Source organism: Kineococcus arenarius subsp. arenarius (assembly GCF_050871845.1).
GTDB lineage: Bacteria > Actinomycetota > Actinomycetes > Actinomycetales > Kineococcaceae > Kineococcus.
This window is the reverse complement of sequence record NZ_JBJLSE010000015.1, coordinates 48,400-65,843: the sequence shown is the minus strand read 5'-3', so window position 1 is coordinate 65,843 and position 17,444 is coordinate 48,400. Positions and strand designations below refer to the sequence as shown.

Here is a 17,444-nt window from a genome sequence, read left to right as displayed (position 1 = left end):
GGTGATCAAGGAAGTTGCAACTTCCTTGATCACCGCAGGAGTGGGGGGTGATCAGGCGCGGTAGATCTGGCAGACCGACGGGCGCGGCTGGCCCGTGCCGTCGTAGGGGAACGTCGACGCCGGGGCGTCGATGGTCGCGGTGTCGATCTCACCGGGGTGCTGCACCGCCAGGAACACGGTGCGGCCGTCCTCGGCGATGACCGGGCCGCAGGCCTCGGCGCCGGCCGGCACGGACGCGAACTGCCGCACCTGGCCGCGGTTCGGGCCGTCCACGACGACCTCGTACAGGCCGTCGTTGGTGCCCAGCGTGTTGCCGTCCGTGGAGATCCACAGGTTGCCGGTGCTGTCGAACGCCACGTTGTCGGGGCAGGAGATGGGGGAGACCTGCGCGGGGTCGAAACCGCCGAAGTAGGTGCTCTGGTCCTCCGGGTCGCCGCAGACGAGCACGAGGTTCCAGAAGAACTCCGTCGCCGCGGCGTCGTCGCGCGCCTCGACGATCTCCACGACGTGCCCGTCCTTGTTCAGCGGGCGCGGGTTCGCCTCGTCGACGCCGGCCTTGCCCAGGGTGCCGCGCTGGGTGTTGTTCGTGCACGCCAGGTACACGCGCCCGTTGACGGGGTTGCGCTCGACGTCCTCGGGGCGGTCCATCTTCGTGGCACCCACGGCGTCGCCGGCGGCGCGGGCGTTGATCAGCACCTCGTCCACCGACATGCCCGGCACGAGGGAACGGCCGTCGCGGGTCAGCTGCACCCAACGGCCGCGGCCGTCGTAGCGCTCGTCCTCGATGCCGTCGCCCTCGAAGACGGCCACGTACAGGTCGCCGTCCTCCAGCAGTCGCATGTTGTGCTCGCGGTCGCCCTCGCGGTACGTGCGCTTGGAGATGAACTTGTACAGGTACTCGAAGCGCTCGTCGTCACCCATGTACGACACCGCGCGGCCGTCGGCGGCGATGGAGATGGTGGCGCCCTCGTGCTTCATCCGCCCCATGGCGGTGTGCTTGCGGGGGGTGGAGGTCGGGTCGGAGGGGTCCACCTCGACGACCCAGCCGAAGCGGTTGGGCTCGTTGGGTTCCGCCGCGTACCCGAACCGCTCCTCGATGCGCTCCCAGGCCCGGCCGCTGCTGCCGGTGACGCCGTAGCGGTCGCTCTCGCCGGGGCCCTCGCCGCCGGGCTCCTCCGAGGTGAAGAAGTACCCGTTGAAGTTCTCCTCGCCGGACAGGACCGTGCCCCACGGCGTGGTGCCGCCGGCGCAGTTGGCGAAGGTGCCGATCGGCTTGCGGCCGGACGGGTCGGCGCTGGTGCGCAGCGCCTCCGCGCCGGCGGCCGGGCCGGTGAACTCCATCGGGGTCATCGGCGTGATGCGGCGGTTGAACTCCGAGCCGCGCACGTACGCCCACGGGGAGTCCTCGTTCGCGCGGCGCAGCTCGACGACCGACATGCCGTGCGCGGCCAGGGAGATGAGCAGCTGCTCGTCCGTGGCGTTCTCCGCACCGGTCCAGTCGCGGAACATCAGTTCCTCGTTGGTGTACTCGTTGTTGCACACCAGCAGCGCCCGGTTCGGGTCCTGCATCGGGACGATGGTGGTGTAGTCGTTGTTGTAGCCGAACTGGCCCAGCTGGGCCTCGGCGGTCTGGTTCTCGAAGTCGAAGTCCGGCGCGCCGGGCAGGATCGGGTCGCCCCAGGAGATCAGCGGCGCCCAGGTCCAGCCGGCCGGCACGTCGAAGGAGTCCACGTCCGCCGGGACGGGCGCGATGACCTCGAAGTCCACGGAGTGACCGGGGTCGAACGGGTCGGCGAGCAGGTTCACGTCGTCACCGAAGGCGCTGGCGCTGGCTCGCGTGGGCTGCGCCACGGCGGCGCCGGCGACGCCCAGGCCGACCAGGCCGGCCAGCACGCCGCGGCGGGAGACGGCCGAGCGGACGATGTCGCCGAAGTAGGCGTTCTCCGTGCGGTTGGGGACCGGCTGCGCGCACGAGGTGGCGCAGCGGTAGTGGCAGGTCATCGAGCTGCGCCGGCCGGCGGGGGCGTAGGGCAGCAGGTCCAGCGTCGGGCGGCAGGCGTCCGTCGTCACGGGGGTTCTCCTCGGGCGGGGCGTCCAGCCGGGGCGGCACCCGGCCGTCGACCGCTCGGATGGCGGCCGTTCGCGGTGGACGCTAGGGATCCTGTGCGGCGGTTGAGGCCACGCGGGCGTGGCGAGCAGGTGAACCGTGGATGACCACTCGCGAGCATGGTTTGCCTCACCTTCCTCGATGCGCTACGGGGTGTTGCGGCAGGATCACGCCATGGACCCCGCCGACAGCACGCCCGTGGACACCCCGTTCGCCGAGCCCAGCGACCTGCCGTTCGGGCTGCCGCCGTTCGACCGCATCCGCACCGAGCACTTCGCCCCCGCGTTCGAGGCGGGGATGGCGGCGCACCGCGCCGAACTGGACGAGCTGGTGGCCGCGGACCTGCCCGCCGCGGCGTTCCTGGACGCGCTCGAGTCCGCGGGGCAGGCGCTGGCCCGCGCCGAGGCGGTGTTCTTCAACGTCGTGGGCACCGACGCCGACGACGCCCTGCGCGCGGTGCAGGAGCGGTACGCCCCGCAGCTGGCCGCCCACCACGACGCCGTGCGCCTGGACCCCCGCGTGCTGGCGCGGGTGCGCGCCCTGCACGCGGACCCGCCGGCGGACCTGGACGACGAGGCGCGCCGCCTGCTGGAGCGGCTGCACTCCGACGCCGCCCGCTCCGGCGCCCTGCTGGACGAGGCGGCGGCCGGGCGGCTGCGGGAGCTGAACGCCGAGCTGTCCGCGCTGACGACCCGCTTCGACGTGGAGCTGCTGGCCGACACCAACGACCTCGCCGTCCGCTTCACCGAGCCGGAGGAGCTGGAGGGGCTGACGCCGGCCGACCTGGCCCGCGCCGAGCAGGCCGCCCGCGCCCGCGGCCTGGACGGCTACCTCCTGCCGCTGTCGCTGCCCACCGGCCAGCCCGTCCTGGAGCAGCTGCGCCGCCGCGCCTCCCGCGAGCGCGTGCACCGCGCGTCGGTGGCCCGCGGCGGCCGCGGCGGCGAGCACGACACCCGCGCCCTGCTGCAGCGCACCGCCGCCCTGCGCGCCGAGCGCGCGCAGCTGCTCGGCTTCGCCGACCACGCTTCCTGGGTGGTGGCCGACGAGACCGCCGGCGACGTGGCGGCCGCCGAGGGGATGCTGCGCCGGCTGGTCCCGGCCGCCGCCGCCAACGCCCGCGCCGAGGAGGCCGAGCTCACCGAGCTCCTCGTCGCCGACGGCGAGCAGCCGCCCCTGCGGGCGTGGGACTGGGCGTACTGCGCCGCCCGGCTGCGGCGGCAGCGCTTCTCCGTGGACACCGAGGAGCTGCGGCCCTGGTTCGAGCTCGAGCGCGTCCTGGTGGACGGGGTGTTCGCCACCGCCTCGGCGCTGTACGGGCTGACCTTCACCGAGCGCGACGACCTGCCGGTGTACTCCCCGGGCGTGCGGGTGTTCGAGGTCGCCGACCAGGGCGGCCCCTTCGGGCTGTACCTGTTCGACCCGTACGCGCGCCCCTCCAAGCGGGGCGGGGCGTGGATGAGCTCCTTCAGCGACCAGTCCCGCCTGCTGGGCACCGCACCGGTCGTCGTGAACTGCCTCAACGTGCCCGAGCCCGCGGCGGGGGAGCCGGCGCTGCTGACCGTGGACGAGGTGGAGACCCTGTTCCACGAGTTCGGCCACACCCTGCACGGGCTGCTCTCCGACGTGCACCACCCCCGCTTCTCCGGCACGAACGTCCCGCGCGACTTCGTGGAGTTCCCCTCCCAGGTCAACGAGTTCTGGGGTTTCGAGCCGGAGGTCCTGGACCGCTACGCGCGCCACCACGTCACCGATGAGCCGCTGCCCGCCGGGGCGGTGGAGGGGCTGCGCGCCGCCCGCGCCCACGGGCAGGGCTTCGCCACCCTGGAGTACCTGGCGGCGGCGCTGCTGGACCTGGCCTGGCACCGCCTGCCCGCCGGAGCCCTGGACGGCGCGGACCCGGAGGACGTCGAGCGCTTCGAGGCGCGGGCGCTGGCCGAGGCGGGTGCCGCCCTGGAGGCCGTGCCGCCGCGGTACCGCAGCACCTACTTCCACCACGTGTTCGGCGGCGGGTACGCCGCCGCGTACTACTCCTACGTGTGGAGCGAGGTCCTCGACGCGGACGCCGTGGAGTGGTTCGCCGAGAACGGCGGCCTGCGGCGCGAGAACGGCGAGCACTTCCGCCGGACCCTGCTCTCGCGCGGCGGCGCCGTGGACCCGATGACGGCGTACCGGCAGTTCCGCGGCCGCGACGCGCGGCTGGAGCCGCTGCTGCGCCGCCGTGGACTGCTGGGCGCCGGCGCCTGACGGGGCGGCCCGCCGCCCCTCCAGCGGGCGGGCCGCCGTGCCGATGGACCCTGCGGGTACGCGCCGGCGCCACCGCGCCGGCGTCCGCAGCGGGTGAGGGGTGCTGGTGGACAACGGTCGGGGGATCGTCACGCGGAATCCGCCCGGGAGCCACCTCCTGGACGCAGCGCCCGGCGACAGTGGTGGTGTGGCCAGCGCAGCACAGCTCGCACCGCCCCTCGTCATCGCCCACCGCGGCTACTCCGCGGTGGCCCCGGAGAACACCCTCGCCGCGTTCGAGGCGGCACTGCGCTGCGGCGCCGACATGGTCGAGACCGACCTGCACCCCGCCGCCGACGGGTCGGCCGTCCTCATCCACGACGCCGAGGTCAGCGCCACCACCGGCGGGCGCGGGCGCGTGGCGGACCTGCGCGCCGCCGAGCTGGCCCGCCTGGACGCCGGCTCCTGGTTCTCCCCGGCCTACCGCGGCCAGCGGGTGCCGCTGCTGGCGGACCTGCTGGACCTGCTGACCGAGCACCCCGGCGGCCAGCTGCTGCTGGAGCTGAAGGGGCGCTGGAGCACGGCGCAGGTCGCCGCGGCGGTGCAGGACGTGCGCCGCGCCCGCGCCGTCGAGCAGGTCGTCGTGCAGAGCTTCGAGACGAGCACCCTGGCGCACGTGCAGGAGGTCGCCCCCGAGGTGCGCCGGGCCGTGCTGCTGGACGAGCCCGACGCCGACGCCCTCGCCCAGGGCCGCGCGCTGCGCCGCGACCTCGGCGTCGTGGCCTGCAACCCCGGCGTGGCCTCCGTGGTGGCCCGGCCCGCCGCCGTCGCCGAGCTGCAGGCCGCGGGCCTGGCCGTGTGGCCGTGGACCGTCGACGAGCCGGTGCTGTGGCGGGCGCTGAGCGAAGCCGGTGTCGACGGCGTCATCACCAACCGCCCCGACGGGCTGCGCGGCTGGATCGAGGCGCGCACCGACCCGTCGGCCGAGCAGGCCGACCTGCTGCTGGCGGCCCTGAGCCAGCGCGGCCGGGCCCGCCCGGCCACCGACGTGGGGCTGCAGCGCGCCAGCGGCCTCTGAACGGTCTCCCGGGCCCGCCGGGGGCGCTCACCGCCCCGGCGGGGGACCGGGCGCCCGGTGGCGTCAACGGTGGCGGGAGGCGACCCGCACGAACTCCTCGACGTCGGCCCGCGGCGCCCGGGTGTCGAACCGCAACGGCCGCCCGTCGACGACCACCTCGACGCGCAGGCCCCCGCCCGCGCCGAGCAGCGAGCGCCGCGCGCGGGCGCTCACGGCCCCCACGCTCGTCAGGGGCACCGAGGCGACCGACGGCCCGCCGAGCAGCCGGGGCTGGGCCAGCCACAGCGCCGCGGCGCCGACCGCGAGCACCCCGGACCCGGACAGGCCCCCGAAGGGCCCCGAGGTGATCGGCAGGACCGCGAGCGGCGTCTCGCCCCCCTGGGCCATCCGGCCGAGCAGCTGGGCGTGGGCGGGGTCGTCGCTGAGCACCCGCCCGTCCTACCGCAGCAGCGGGCCCGCGGCGAAGTGCGCCCGGGCCCGCGGCGGGGGATGGTGGGGGCGAGGAGCGGCCTGGACCCTGCCGGACCTCCACCCCGGCCGCACCAGAGCCGCCGGCGGTGAGCAGCACCCCCACCTCTCGAGGGACCACCGTGGACCGCAACTGGCACCTCGTCCTGAGCACCGTCGTCAGCGAAGCCGAGTGGAGGGCCGACGTCCCCGCCGGGCTGGCCGCGCTCCACGCGAAGCTGCACCAGCGCGCCCGGCAGCAGGGGCTGGTCGTGTCCCGGCCGCCGGCTGAGGACGTCGTGGTCCTGCCCGACGTCCGCCGCGTGCGCATCACCGTGACGGCCGAGGCCGTGCCGCTGCGACCGGCGGCGTAGCCGCGGCACGCCCCCGGTCGTGCCGCCTGGCGCCCTCAGCTCCCCGGCAGCACCCCGTCCACGTCCGGCACCCCGCCGTCGATGTCGTCGGCGTCCACGATCCGGTAGGCGTACCCCTGCTCGGCCAGGAACCGCTGCCGGTGCGCGGCGAAGTCCTGGTCCTTGGTGTCGCGCGAGACCACCGTGTAGAACCGCGCCGTGCCGTGGTCGCCCTTGGGGCGCAGCACCCGGCCCAGCCGCTGGGCCTCCTCCTGGCGCGAGCCGAACGAGCCCGACACCTGGATGGCGACCTTCGCCTCGGGCAGGTCGATGGAGAAGTTCGCCACCTTGGAGACCACCAGCGTGGTCACCTCCCCGTGGCGGAACGCCTCGAACAGCCGCTGGCGCTCCTTCACGGAGGTGTCGCCCTTGATGACCGGGGCGTCCAGGCGCGCGGCCAGGTCGTCGAGCTGGTCGATGTACTGCCCGATCACCAGGGTCGGCTCCCCGGCGTGCTGGGCCACCAGCTTCTCCACCACGCGCGACTTCGCCGGCGACGTCGAGCACAGCCGGTAGCGCTCGTCGTCCTCCGCCGTCGCGTACGCCAGGCGCTCGCCCTCCGGGAGGGTGACGCGCACCTCCACGCAGTCCGCCGGCGCGATGTAGCCCTGCGCCTCGATGTCCTTCCACGGCGCGTCGTAGCGCTTGGGGCCGATGAGGGAGAACACGTCGCCCTCGCGGCCGTCCTCGCGCACCAGGGTCGCCGTCAGGCCGATGCGCCGGCGCGCCTGCAGGTCCGCGGTCATCCGGAAGATCGGCGCCGGCAGCAGGTGCACCTCGTCGTAGACGATCAGGCCCCAGTCGCGCGCGTCGAACAGCTCCAGGTGCGGGTAGACGCCCTTCCGCTTCGTCGTCACCACCTGGTACGTGGCGATCGTGACCGGGCGGATCTCCTTGCGCGCACCGGAGTACTCGCCGATCTCGTCCTCGGTGAGGGTGGTGCGCTTGAGCAGCTCGTCGCGCCACTGCCGCGCCGAGACGGTGTTCGTCACCAGGATCAGCGTGGTGGCCTTCGCCCGCGCCATCGCGCCGGCGCCCACCATCGTCTTGCCCGCCCCGCACGGCAGCACCACGACACCCGAACCGCCGTGCCAGAAACCCTCCACGGCCTCGGACTGGTACGGCCGCAGCGACCAGCCGTCCTCCGTCAGCGCGATGGGGTGCGCCTCGCCGTCGACGTAGCCGGCGAGGTCCTCCGCCGGCCAGCCCAGCTTCAGCAGCACCTGCTTGAGGTTGCCGCGCTCGCTGGGGTGCACCACGACCGCGTCGGGCGCCAGGCGCTCGCCGAGCAGGGGAGCGGCCTTCTTCGAGCGCAGCACCTCCTCCAGGACCGCCGCGTCCAGGGAGTGCAGCACCAGCCCGTTCACGGGGTCGTTGACCAGCTGCAGGCGCCCGTAGCGCGACATCGTCTCGGCCACGTCCACCAGCAGCGCGTGCGGGACGGAGTACCGGGAGAACTCCAGCAGCGTGTCCACGACCTGCTCGGCGTCGTGGCCGGCGGCGCGCGCGTTCCACAGGCCCAGCGGCGTCAGCCGGTAGGTGTGCACGTGCTCGGGGGCGCGCTCCAGCTCCGCGAAGGGGGCGATCGCCGCGCGGGCGGCGCCCGAGCGCGGGTGGTCGACCTCCAGGAGCAGCGTCTTGTCGCTCTGGACGATGAGGGGGCCGTCGGTCACAGGGGGTCCAACCGGCGAGGGCGCCGCGTGCTTCCGCGGCGCGCCGGGCGGGTGCCGGTGAGCGGGCTCACACCCGCACGGCCGTGCCGACGGAGTCGTAGCCGTACCCGTCGTAGTAGCCGGCCCCCCCGGCGCCGAGCCAGGCGATGAACGCCACGAGCCCGATCACGAACAGCAGCGACAGGGCGATGGTCACCCAGGCGATGATCTTGCCGGCGAGGAGGTACCCCAGGCCACGCCGGGTGCCCTGCGCGGCCAGGAGCTCGCGGCGCGCCCCCGGCGTCAGCGCCAGCGCCACGATCGCCGCGATCCAGCCCAGGCCGGTCCCCAGCAGCACCAGGCCGCCCACCGACGTCCACAGCACCGCGTGCGCGGCCCCGGTCACCGGCGGCTGGCCGTAGGGGTCGGTGGGTGCGCCGTGGGTCTGGTTGTACAGCGGCCCGTACTGCTGGGCGTACTGCTGGGTGTGCTGGGGCCCGGTCTGCTGCTGGTGCCCCCAGCCGTCCCGGCCGTCCAGCGGCGGGTACTCCGGCGCGGAGGTCGGAGGCCACGGCGAACCCGCGCCCGCCGTGGTGCCCGCCGCCTGCGGCACCGCCTGCGTCGGGGCGGACCCGCGGTACGGGTCGGACCCGCCCGGGGCGTCGTCGGCGCGGTAGGGGTCGTGGGCGTCCTGCGACGCCGCGCGCGCACCCGGCTGCCCCGCGTCGGGCTTCTCCCACCAGGCGCGCTGCTCCGCGCCCCGCTCCGCCTCGCTCATCGACCGTGCTCCCCTCGACCTGGTCCGCTCGACCGTCGACGCTAGCCGACGCGGACGGACCTCACGCCCCCTGCAGGGCCACACCGGTGACGCGGTGCACCGAGAAGGTGCGGACCGAGCGCTCGGCGCGGTCGAAGGCGGTGATGCGGCCGCCCTCGACGCCGATCGGCTCCACCAGGTGCCGGCGCGGCGAGCCGTCGGCGTCCACGTACCCCACCCACACCGCCCGCCGCTCCGCCGCCGCCCGGCGCAGCAGGTCCAGCGACGTGGCCGGGTCCAGGTGGCTCAGCGGCGGGGTGCCGGCGTGCTCGGCCCGGCGGCGCTCGCCCGCCTCGGTGTCCTCGTCCCCGGTGCGCAGCGAGCGCACCGCCGCGGACAGCAGCGCCGGCGACGGCGGGGGCGGCTCGCCGGTCACCGGCCGCGGCAGCGCGCGCGGACCGCTGCGCAGGGCCACCGCGCGGCGCACCACGAGCTCCCCGTCCGGCCCCTCCGCCGCCGGTGCGACCCCCGCGGCGCGCAGCGCCGACAGCACCTCGTCCGGCTCGGCGGCCGCGGCCAGCACCGTGGGTGCCAGCGAGCGCAGGCCCAGCTGCGCGCAGCGGCGGTCGGACAGCAGCTCGGCGAGCAGCGCGGGGTCCTCGGCGCGCACGTAGCTGCCGGCCCGGCCCACCCGCACCCGCCCGTGCCGGCGCGCCACGTCCCGCACCAGGTACTCCAGCGGCTGCGGCACCCCGGTGGCGGACACGTCCGCCAGGAAGCGCAGCGCGTCGTCGGCGGTCAGCCCCTCGTCCAGGCCGCGGCGCACGGTGGCGGCGTCGAAGCGGTAGACGGTGGCCCCGCCGCGGCTCTCCACCCGCGCCAGCGCCGCCAGCCGCTGCGCCAGGTGCACCTCCAGCGGCCCGGGCGCCACCGCCGTCAGGTCCGCCTGCAGCAGCACCTCGCCGACCGGTGCGGGCAGGGCCGCCGCCAGGGCCGCCGCCGCGGCGTCGTCGGCGGTGTCGGTGCCGTCGGCGGTGCCGGTGGGTCCGTCCCCGGTGCCGCCGTCCAGCAGGGCCCACCCGGCCGGTGACAGCGCGCCCGCCCCCAGCACGCCCAGCCAGCCGGCGTCGCGCAGCGTCCAGCGCACGAGGTCCTCGTGCAGCCGGCCGGTGCGGCGCGGGGCCTGCCAGCGCAACCGCGCCAGCAGGTCCTCGGCGTCCACCGCGCGGTCCCGCCCGGCCGCGGCGAGCTCCGCCAGCACCGCGCGCCGCACCGCCAGCACGGCCCCGCGGTCCAGGTCCGGGCCCAGGGCGTTGCGCGCCGAGCCCTTCGCGTCGCGGGTGCCGACCATCGCCGGCACCCGGGTGGACCCCAGCCACGCCCGGGCCAGCACCGGCCAGCGACCCGGCACGTCCAGCTCGCACCAGGCGTCGAAGGCCGGCGTGGGCAGCCAGCGCGGTTCGACCTCGGCGTCGTCGGCGACCAGGCCCGCCAGGCGCGCGACCTCCGCGACCAGCGCCGCGGTGGCGTCGTCGACCTCCAGGGAGCCCGCGGTGCGGCGCAGCTCGCGCACCCCCACCCCGCCCGCGCGCAGCACCGGCGGGGGAGCGGCGCCCCAGAGCCGGCCCAGCTCCTCCACCAGCCGGCACGCCTCGGCCGCGGCCTCCGCCGACGCCGCGGCGACCACCTGCGGGCGGCGCTGCTGCACGGCCGCCGCCGGTGGCTCGCGGTCGGGGGCGCGGTGCACCTTCCCGCCGCGCAGCGCCAGCCCCACCTCCCGGGGCAGGACCACCGTGCCGGGGCCGGAGACCGCGAGCAGCCCGTGCGCCAGCAGCCAGTCCACCGGGCCGGTGGCGCCGGCCGCGCGCACCTGCCGGTCGGCGCGCTCCACCGAACCCGTCGGCGGGCCCCAGGCGAGGCGGTCCAGCAGCGCCCGCACCCCCTCGGGCGCGCGGGTCAGCAGCGCCTCCAGGGTCGCCGGCGCCCCCAGGTGCTCCGCCAGCCGCGGCAGCGCCACCTCCGGGTCGTGGCTGACCGGCAGGTCGAGGTCCTCCAGCAGCTCCGCCAGCCGCTGCGGGGAGCGCCGCCCCAGGGCGTCGGCCAGGGGCGGGCCCAGCCCCGCCGGGTGCGGGCCCAGCAGGTCGCGCACGGCGTGCACGAGGTGCAGCCGGCGGTCCGGTCCCCACACCAGCGCCCGGGTGCGCAACCGCGTCAGGACGTCGTTCGCCCGCGCCCCCCACGCCCGCGACACGGCGGTGGCGCTGGTGGGCTCGGGCAGCACGGACAGCACCTCGGCCACCTGCAGGGCGGGGGTGTCCAGCGCGTCCAGCGCGCGCTGCACGCTGGCGCGGGTGGTGGCGCGGGTGGCCAGCGCCGTGGTGGACGAGGGCAGGGGGGTGGCCAGGTCGGGGCGGGCGGCGAGCAGGGCCTCCAGCTCGGCGTCGTCGCGGGCGCGCAGGTCCTCCGCGAGGGTGCGCGGGGTGCTGCGGGCGGCCGGGGGCACCGGCCGATCCTAGGTGTGCGCCCGCCGCGGCGCCTCAGCGCGCCGGCAGCCCCGGGGGCAGGCCGAAGTGCGCGAGCAGGCGGGTGTCCAGGAACGAGGTGATGCCGTGGATCCGCCCGCCGCGCAGCTCCAGCGCGTGGATGGCCCAGGGCCCGAGCGTCCCGTCCGCACCGCCCGGCTTGTACTGCGCGAAGGCGGGGGAGCCGTTGACGTCGACCCGCACGAGCCGTGAGCCGCGGCACGCGCGCCCGGGCCCCACCATCCACGCCACGACGTCCTGCGGCCCGGCCAGCCACATCTCGAACGGCGGCATGTTCTGCGTGACGTCCTCGGCCAGCAGCGCCACGAAGGCGTCCATGTCGTAGGACTCGAAGGCGCGCACGTAGCGCTCGAGCAGGTCGCGGTGCTCGGCGTCGAGGTCCGCGCCACCGGCGCCGGTGGCCGCGTCGAGGTCCACGTCGTGCCGGGCGGCCAGGGTGGCGCGGGCGCGCTGCAGGGCGCTGTTCACCGACGCGGTGGACGTCTCCAGCAGCCCGGCGACCTCCTCGGCCCGCCAGCGCAGCACGTCGCGCAGGACCAGCACCGCCCGCTGGCGCGGCGGCAGGTGCTGCAGGGCGGCGACGAACGCCAGGCGGATCGACTCGCGCGCCACCGCGACGTCGGCGGGGTCGCCGGCCTCGGGCAGCACCCGGGTGTCGACCATCGGCTCCAGCCAGGTGTCCTCCGGCTGCCGGGCCGCCAGCGAGGCCTGCACCGGCTCCCACGCCGAGGCGGACAGGTCCATCGGCCGGGCCCGCCGGCCGCGGGTCTCGATCGCCGTCAGGCACACGTTGGTGGCGATGCGGTACAGCCACGAGCGCAGCGACGAGCGGCCCTGGAAGCCGTCGACGCCCTTCCACGCGCGCAGCAGCGTCTCCTGCACGGCGTCCTCGGCGTCGAAGGCGGAGCCGAGCATCCGGTAGCAGTAGCCGGTCAGCTCGCGGCGGTGCTGGGCGAGCCGGGGCTCGAGGTCGGCGGCCGGGTCGGCGGCCGGGTCGGCGGCCGGGTCGGCGGCGGGCCGGGGGGCGGGTTCGTCGGGGCGGTCGACGGCGTGCTCGACCGCGCGGTCCGGGGCGGCGGGGGCGGGGATCGTCACGCGGCACACACAAGCACGCGGGACCGACAGGACGGGAGGGGATCTGTGAGATCGCTCACGACCGGGCCGCGGGCGGGCCGTTCCCACAGGGAAGGGGGCTACGTTCCCCCGCACCGACCGAGTGCTCGGTCGGTCGGGTGACGCAGCCGTCGCCCGCGAGCTCGAGGAGGCGCTGTGGCCCTGTCGAACGCACCCCGCACCCCGGTGGCCGCCGGGGTGCCGATCCCGCCCGGCGACGGGCCGAAGGCGTCGCGCACGTTCGTGGTGACGCTGACCCTGGCCCAGTTCGGGCTGTTCCTGGCCCTGCTGGCGCCCGTCATGGTGACCATGCAGCTGAAGGCCTCCCAGCTGGACCCGGTGAACCCGGCGGCCGTCATCGGCGCGGTCCTGCCGTGGGGAGCCCTCGGCGCGTTCATCGCCAACCCGCTGTTCGGGATGCTCAGCGACCGCACCCGCAGCCGCTTCGGCCGCCGCCGCCCCTGGATCCTCGGCGGTGCCCTCGTCTTCACCGCGGCGCTGGTCTGGGTGGCCGCCGCCCCCAGCGTCCTGCAGCTGGGCGTCGCCTGGTTCGTCGCGCAGGTCGCCGCCAACGCGGTGCTCGCCTGCCTCATCGCCGCCGTCGCCGACCAGGTGCCCGAGGACCGGCGCGGCGCCGTCTCCTCGTGGGTGGGCATCGCGCAGAACGCCAGCGTCCTGCTCGCGTTCGTCGTCGCCGTGCAGTTCACCTTCAGCATGTGGCCGCTGTTCCTGGTGCCGGCCGCGATCGGCCTGGTCACGGTGCTCGTGTTCGTCGCCCGGCTGGACGACACCCCGCACCCCGAACCCCGCGAGCCGTTCGACCTGAAGGCCTTCGCCCGCACCTTCTACACCAGCCCGCGGAAGAACCCCGACTTCGCGCTCGCCTGGTGGTCGCGCTTCTTCATCATCTTCGGCTCCTTCATGTTCACCACGGTGCGGGTGCTGTACCTGCAGCACTCCTTCGCGCTGGACGCCGGCGGCGCCACCGTCGTCGCGCTGGTCGGCGTCGCCGTCTACACCGCCGCGCTCGTCGTGGCCGCCCGCCTCGCGGGGTGGGCCTCCGACCGCCTCGGGCGGCGCAAGGTGTTCGTGGCCCTGTCGACCGTGCTGTTCGCGGTGGGCCTGGTGATGCTCGCCCACGTGCAGACCCCCGGCGGCTTCTACCTCGCCGAGGTCGTCATGGGCCTGGCCTACGGCGTGTACCTGGCCGTCGACACCGCCCTGGTCATCGACGTGCTGCCCTCGCCCGAGGAGGCCGGCAAGGACCTCGGCGTGCTCAACATGGCCAACGCCCTGCCGCAGAGCCTGGCGCCGGCCGCGACCGCCGCCCTGCTCGCCGTCGGCAGCGCCACGAGCGAGAACTACGGCCTGATGCTGTGGGTCGCGGGTGTCGTCACCGTCCTGGGCGCCGTGGCGATCATGTTCGTCCGCAAGGTCCGGTGAGCCCGGTGGCGGTGCAGACTGCTGCCGTGAGCACCGCCCCCACGGCCCCCGCCGCCGCCCGCGAGCGCGCCCTGGACGTCGCGCTGGAGCTGTTCGGGGCCCGCGGGTACCGCGGGACCCCCATCGCCCTGGTGGCGCAGCGGGCCGGGCTGAGCCAGTCCGGCCTGCTGCACCACTTCCCGACGAAGGCGACCCTGCTGACCGCCGCCCTCGCGCACCGAGACGCCCGCACCACCCCGGTGATCGTCGGGCGGGGGGAGGCGATCGGGTGGGCGGCGTTCGAGGGGCTGGAGCGCCTCGTGGTCGCCAACGCCCGCGACCGCGAGTGGGTGGAGCTGTTCGTGACGATCTCCGCGGAGGCCGTGGACCCCGCGCACCCCGCGCACGAGTGGGCCCGCGAGCACTACTCGGGCATCACGTCGTGGATCGCCGCGGCCCTGCGCGCCGGGGTGGACGCCGGCGAGGTCTCGCCCGAGGCCGACGTGGACGCGATCACCGCCGCCACCGTCGCCGTCCTCGACGGCCTGCAGGTGCAGTGGCTGCACTCCGGCGAGCCGGTGGGCACCGCGATGGTCGCCGCGTTCCGGGCCTTCAGCGAGTCGCTGCGGGCCCGCTGGGGCACCGCCGGCTGAACCCCGCCCGCACGGGCCCACGGCCCCGCCCCGTCCCCGGGGCGGGGCCGTGCGCGCGTCAGCCCGCGGCGGCCGGCGCCACCGAGGCCATCGACGCGGGCAGGTCCTCGGCGTGCAGCACCAGCAGCCGCCGGGTCGCCCGGGTGAGCGCCACGTACAGGTCGTTGGCGCCGCGCGGGCGGCGCAGCACCGCCGCCGGCTCCACCAGCACCACCACGTCGAACTCCAGCCCCTTGGCCCGGTGCACGTCCAGGACGCTGACCTCGGCGTCCAGGTCGTCGGGGGAGGCGGCCACCGCCCCCGGCCCCAGCACCTGCGCCACCGCGGCGCGCAGCGCGTCCGAGCCCAGCGGCCCGTCCTCGCCGGCGGTCAGCACCGCCACCCGGCCCTCGTCCAGCTCACCCAGCACCCGGCGCACCTGCGCGGCGGCGCCCGCGGTGTCCCGCGGGCCGGCCAGGCGCACCGCCGCGGGGTCCGCGTCCCCCTCGCGCACCGGCGTCGGCGGCTTCGCGTCGATCCCCGCGGCCAGCAGCACGTCCGCCGCGACCCGGGCGATGCGCGCCGGGGTGCGGTAGTTGACGGTCAGCTCCTCCAGGCGCCAGCGGTCGTCCACCACCGGCTTGAGCGCCTCCGCCCAGCTGCGCGCCCCGGCGGGGTTGGACGTCTGCGCGACGTCGCCCACCAGGGTCATCGAGCGCGCCGGGCAGCGCCGCTCCACCAGCCGCCACGCCATCGCGGACAGCTCCTGCGCCTCGTCGACCACGACGTGCCCGTACGCCCACGTGCGGTCCGCGGCGGCGCGCTCGGCCACCGTGCCCGACGGCCCGCCCGTGGCGAAGCGGTCGGCCAGCAGCTCGGGGGTCACGAGCGTGTCGCCCACCCCCGAGGCCTCGAAGGCCTCCAGCACCTCGCGGGCGTGCGCCAGCTGCTCCTCGCGCTCGGCGTCGCGCGCCTGCGCGGCGCGGTTCTCCTCCAGCGGCCCCAGCAGCTCGGCCAGCTCGTCCAGCAGCGGCACGTCCGCCTCGCTCCACGCCTCCGGCTGGTCGCGGTGCAGCGCCTCGCGGTCCGCCCGGGACAGCTGCGGCGCCGCCCGGCGCAGCTGCTCGGGGTTCCGGTACAGCCCCGCGAGCACCTTCTGCGGCGTCAGGGGCATCCAGCACAGGTTCACCTCGCGGCGCACGTCGACCGACTCGCGCAGCTCGGTGAGCAGGTCCTCGCGCTCCTCGCCCAGGTCCACCCCGCGCCCGCGCGCCAGCTGCTGCACGAGCCCGTTCAGCACCTCGCGCACGAAGGTCACGCGGGCGGCGTTGTGCGGCTTGCGGCTGCGCCGGGCGCGCGTGCGGGCCGACAGGACCGCCTCCGGCCGCAGCAGCACCGGTGTGCCGTCCAGGTCGAAGCGGATCGCCCGCTCCGGCACCCGCTGGCGCGCGGCCACGGCGGCGGCCAGCACGTCCACCATCACCGGCGAGCCCTTCACCCGCGCCGCGCGCGGGGAGTCGGCCCCGCGGGCGCTCACGCCGGGGAACATCTCACCCAGCGTCATCGTCACCACGCCCGTCTCGCCCAGCGCCGGCAGCACCTGCTCCACGTAGCGCAGGAACACCGGGCTGGGGCCCAGCAGCAGCACGCCGCTGCGCGCCAGCCGGTCGCGGTGCGTGTAGAGCAGGTAGGCGGTGCGGTGCAGCGCCACCGCCGTCTTGCCCGTGCCCGGGCCGCCCTGCACGACGAGCACGCCGCGCTCGGAGGCGCGGATCACCCGGTCCTGCTCGGCCTGGATGGTGGCCACGATGTCGCCCATGCGCCCGGTGCGCGGCGCGGTGACCGCGGCCAGCAGCGCCGCGTCGCCGGTGGTGCGCTCGCCGTCGGCGGCCACCAGCACCTCGTCGTCCACCGCGGTGACGTGCCGGCCCTCGGTCAGCAGGTGCCGGCGGCGCACCACGTCGCGCGGGGCGGCGGCGGTGGCCTGGTAGAAGTCCTGCGCGGCGGGCGCGCGCCAGTCGACCAGCAGCTGCTCGCCGCGCTCGTCGGCCAGCCCGAGGCGGCCCACGTAGCGGCGCGGGTCCTCGGTGCCCTCCCGCAGGTCGAGGCGGCCGAAGCACAACCGGTTCTCCACCGACCACAGCTGGGCCAGGCGGTCCTCGTACAGGGTGGCGAACGCGTCGCGCTCGAAGCGGTTCTGGTGCGTGCCGGTGGCGCGGGTGCGCCGCACCGCGGCCAGCTGGGCGGCGGTCTGCTCGCGCAGCTCGTCCAGGCGCGCGTACAGCAGCCCCACGCGGGCGTCCTCGTGGGCGACCTCCTCGGCCGCGCGCTCCCCGGGAGCGCCGCCGCTGGCTGCGCTGCCGTTCGCTGCGCTGGTCCCGCGCACCCCGGGGCGATCGGTGGACTGGCTCACTCGGCGGTCTCTCCTGACGCGCGTGCCTGGATCGCGGACCCCGAGAGCCTAGGCCCGCGGGCCGGCCGGCGGGCACACCGGTCACCCGCCCGGGCACGTGCCCGGGCGCCGGTCAGCGCCGCCGCAGCAGCCCGGCCAGGAACGCGGCCTGGCCCACGTGCTCCAGGTCGTCGTCCAGCACGCTCACCAGCCGCACCCCCAGCGTCACCGGCGGGTCGTAGGAGTCGTCCACGACGCGGTCCAGGTCGGCGTCGGTGAGGGTGCGCAGGTACCGCTCGGTGCGCTCGTGCACCGCGTCGACGTAGCCGCCGAGCAGGTCGGCGCCCGCCCGCACGCTGCCGACCTGCTCGGCGCTGAAGCCGTAACCGGTCTCGTCGTCGCCGAAGGGCAGGTCGAAGCGCCGCGCCCACCCCTGCGCGGTCCAGGCCTGCTCGGTGCCGGCGACCTCGCTGACGTGGTCGTCCTGCACGCGGGCCAGGTGCCACAGCAGCCAGGCGACCGTGTTGGTGCCCGGGGCCGCCCGGGCGGTCAGCGCCTCCTCGTCGCAGCCGTCCAGGACGGCGTGCACGGCGGGCGGGATGCGGCCGAAGCCGTCGAGCAGGAGGTCCTTGGCGTCCACGCCCCCTGCCTAGTCCCCGTCGCGC

Annotated in this window: 13 protein-coding genes; 5 read left to right on the top strand and 8 right to left on the bottom strand. The window is 76.3% G+C overall.

The window, feature by feature from the left end; genetic code table 11:
- Positions 1-51: 51 nt before the first annotated feature.
- On the bottom strand, positions 52-2,001 hold the full coding sequence (locus ACRYM0_RS06285) for a PhoX family protein (protein ID WP_432503193.1): 1,950 nt from the start codon (positions 1,999-2,001) through the stop codon (positions 52-54).
- A 280-nt stretch (positions 2,002-2,281) separates the two neighbouring features.
- Between ACRYM0_RS06285 and ACRYM0_RS06280 the strand changes: the two genes are divergently transcribed.
- A complete protein-coding gene (locus tag ACRYM0_RS06280) occupies positions 2,282-4,351 on the top strand; it encodes a M3 family metallopeptidase (protein WP_432503187.1) in 2,070 nt (689 codons plus the stop codon).
- 187 nt (positions 4,352-4,538) lie between these two features.
- Positions 4,539-5,408, top strand: coding sequence for a glycerophosphodiester phosphodiesterase (locus tag ACRYM0_RS06275; RefSeq protein WP_432503185.1), 870 nt, complete (start codon positions 4,539-4,541; stop codon positions 5,406-5,408).
- 63 nt (positions 5,409-5,471) lie between these two features.
- Here ACRYM0_RS06275 and ACRYM0_RS06270 read toward each other — a convergent pair whose 3' ends face one another.
- Positions 5,472-5,837 carry a hypothetical protein gene (locus ACRYM0_RS06270; protein WP_432503183.1) on the bottom strand — a complete coding sequence of 122 codons (366 nt, stop codon included), beginning with the start codon at positions 5,835-5,837 and terminating at the stop codon, positions 5,472-5,474.
- 128 nt (positions 5,838-5,965) lie between these two features.
- Between ACRYM0_RS06270 and ACRYM0_RS06265 the strand changes: the two genes are divergently transcribed.
- A complete protein-coding gene (locus ACRYM0_RS06265; RefSeq protein WP_432503180.1) occupies positions 5,966-6,229 on the top strand; it encodes a hypothetical protein in 264 nt (87 codons plus the stop codon).
- A gap of 35 nt (positions 6,230-6,264) precedes the next feature.
- Here ACRYM0_RS06265 and ACRYM0_RS06260 read toward each other — a convergent pair whose 3' ends face one another.
- From ACRYM0_RS06260 to ACRYM0_RS06245, 4 genes are all read right to left on the bottom strand, one after another.
- Entirely contained in the window at positions 6,265-7,941 is a 1,677-nt protein-coding gene (locus tag ACRYM0_RS06260; RefSeq protein ID WP_432503178.1) for a DNA repair helicase XPB, read from the bottom strand.
- A 67-nt stretch (positions 7,942-8,008) separates the two neighbouring features.
- Positions 8,009-8,698 carry a hypothetical protein gene (locus tag ACRYM0_RS06255; RefSeq protein WP_432503176.1) on the bottom strand — a complete coding sequence of 230 codons (690 nt, stop codon included), beginning with the start codon at positions 8,696-8,698 and terminating at the stop codon, positions 8,009-8,011.
- Between the two features lie 61 nt (positions 8,699-8,759).
- Positions 8,760-11,180 (bottom strand): helicase-associated domain-containing protein, encoded by a 2,421-nt coding sequence (locus ACRYM0_RS06250; RefSeq protein ID WP_432503173.1) that lies wholly within the window; start codon positions 11,178-11,180, stop codon positions 8,760-8,762.
- Between the two features lie 34 nt (positions 11,181-11,214).
- Positions 11,215-12,315: a sigma-70 family RNA polymerase sigma factor gene (locus ACRYM0_RS06245; protein WP_432503170.1), complete on the bottom strand. Its 1,101-nt coding sequence runs from the start codon at positions 12,313-12,315 to the stop codon at positions 11,215-11,217.
- A 174-nt stretch (positions 12,316-12,489) separates the two neighbouring features.
- Here ACRYM0_RS06245 and ACRYM0_RS06240 point away from each other — a divergent pair, with 174 nt between their 5' ends.
- Positions 12,490-13,776 (top strand): MFS transporter, encoded by a 1,287-nt coding sequence (locus ACRYM0_RS06240; protein WP_432503168.1) that lies wholly within the window; start codon positions 12,490-12,492, stop codon positions 13,774-13,776.
- Between the two features lie 26 nt (positions 13,777-13,802).
- Positions 13,803-14,408, top strand: coding sequence for a TetR/AcrR family transcriptional regulator (locus ACRYM0_RS06235; RefSeq protein WP_432503166.1), 606 nt, complete (start codon positions 13,803-13,805; stop codon positions 14,406-14,408).
- 58 nt (positions 14,409-14,466) lie between these two features.
- Here the strand turns inward: ACRYM0_RS06235 and ACRYM0_RS06230 are convergent, their stop codons facing one another.
- On the bottom strand, positions 14,467-16,800 hold the full coding sequence (locus ACRYM0_RS06230) for a HelD family protein (RefSeq protein WP_432503164.1): 2,334 nt from the start codon (positions 16,798-16,800) through the stop codon (positions 14,467-14,469).
- A gap of 112 nt (positions 16,801-16,912) precedes the next feature.
- Positions 16,913-17,419: a mycothiol transferase gene (locus ACRYM0_RS06225; RefSeq protein ID WP_432503162.1), complete on the bottom strand. Its 507-nt coding sequence runs from the start codon at positions 17,417-17,419 to the stop codon at positions 16,913-16,915.
- Positions 17,420-17,444: the final 25 nt, after the last annotated feature.

What these genes read in the sequence shown, in the direction of transcription:
- ACRYM0_RS06285 (WP_432503193.1), bottom strand. Translation starts at nt 2,001, where the DNA reads ATGACCTGCCACTACCGCTGCGCCACCTCGTGCGCGCAGCCGGTCCCC.
- ACRYM0_RS06280 (WP_432503187.1), top strand. Translation starts at nt 2,282, where the DNA reads ATGGACCCCGCCGACAGCACGCCCGTGGACACCCCGTTCGCCGAGCCC.
- ACRYM0_RS06255 (WP_432503176.1), bottom strand. Translation starts at nt 8,698, where the DNA reads ATGAGCGAGGCGGAGCGGGGCGCGGAGCAGCGCGCCTGGTGGGAGAAG.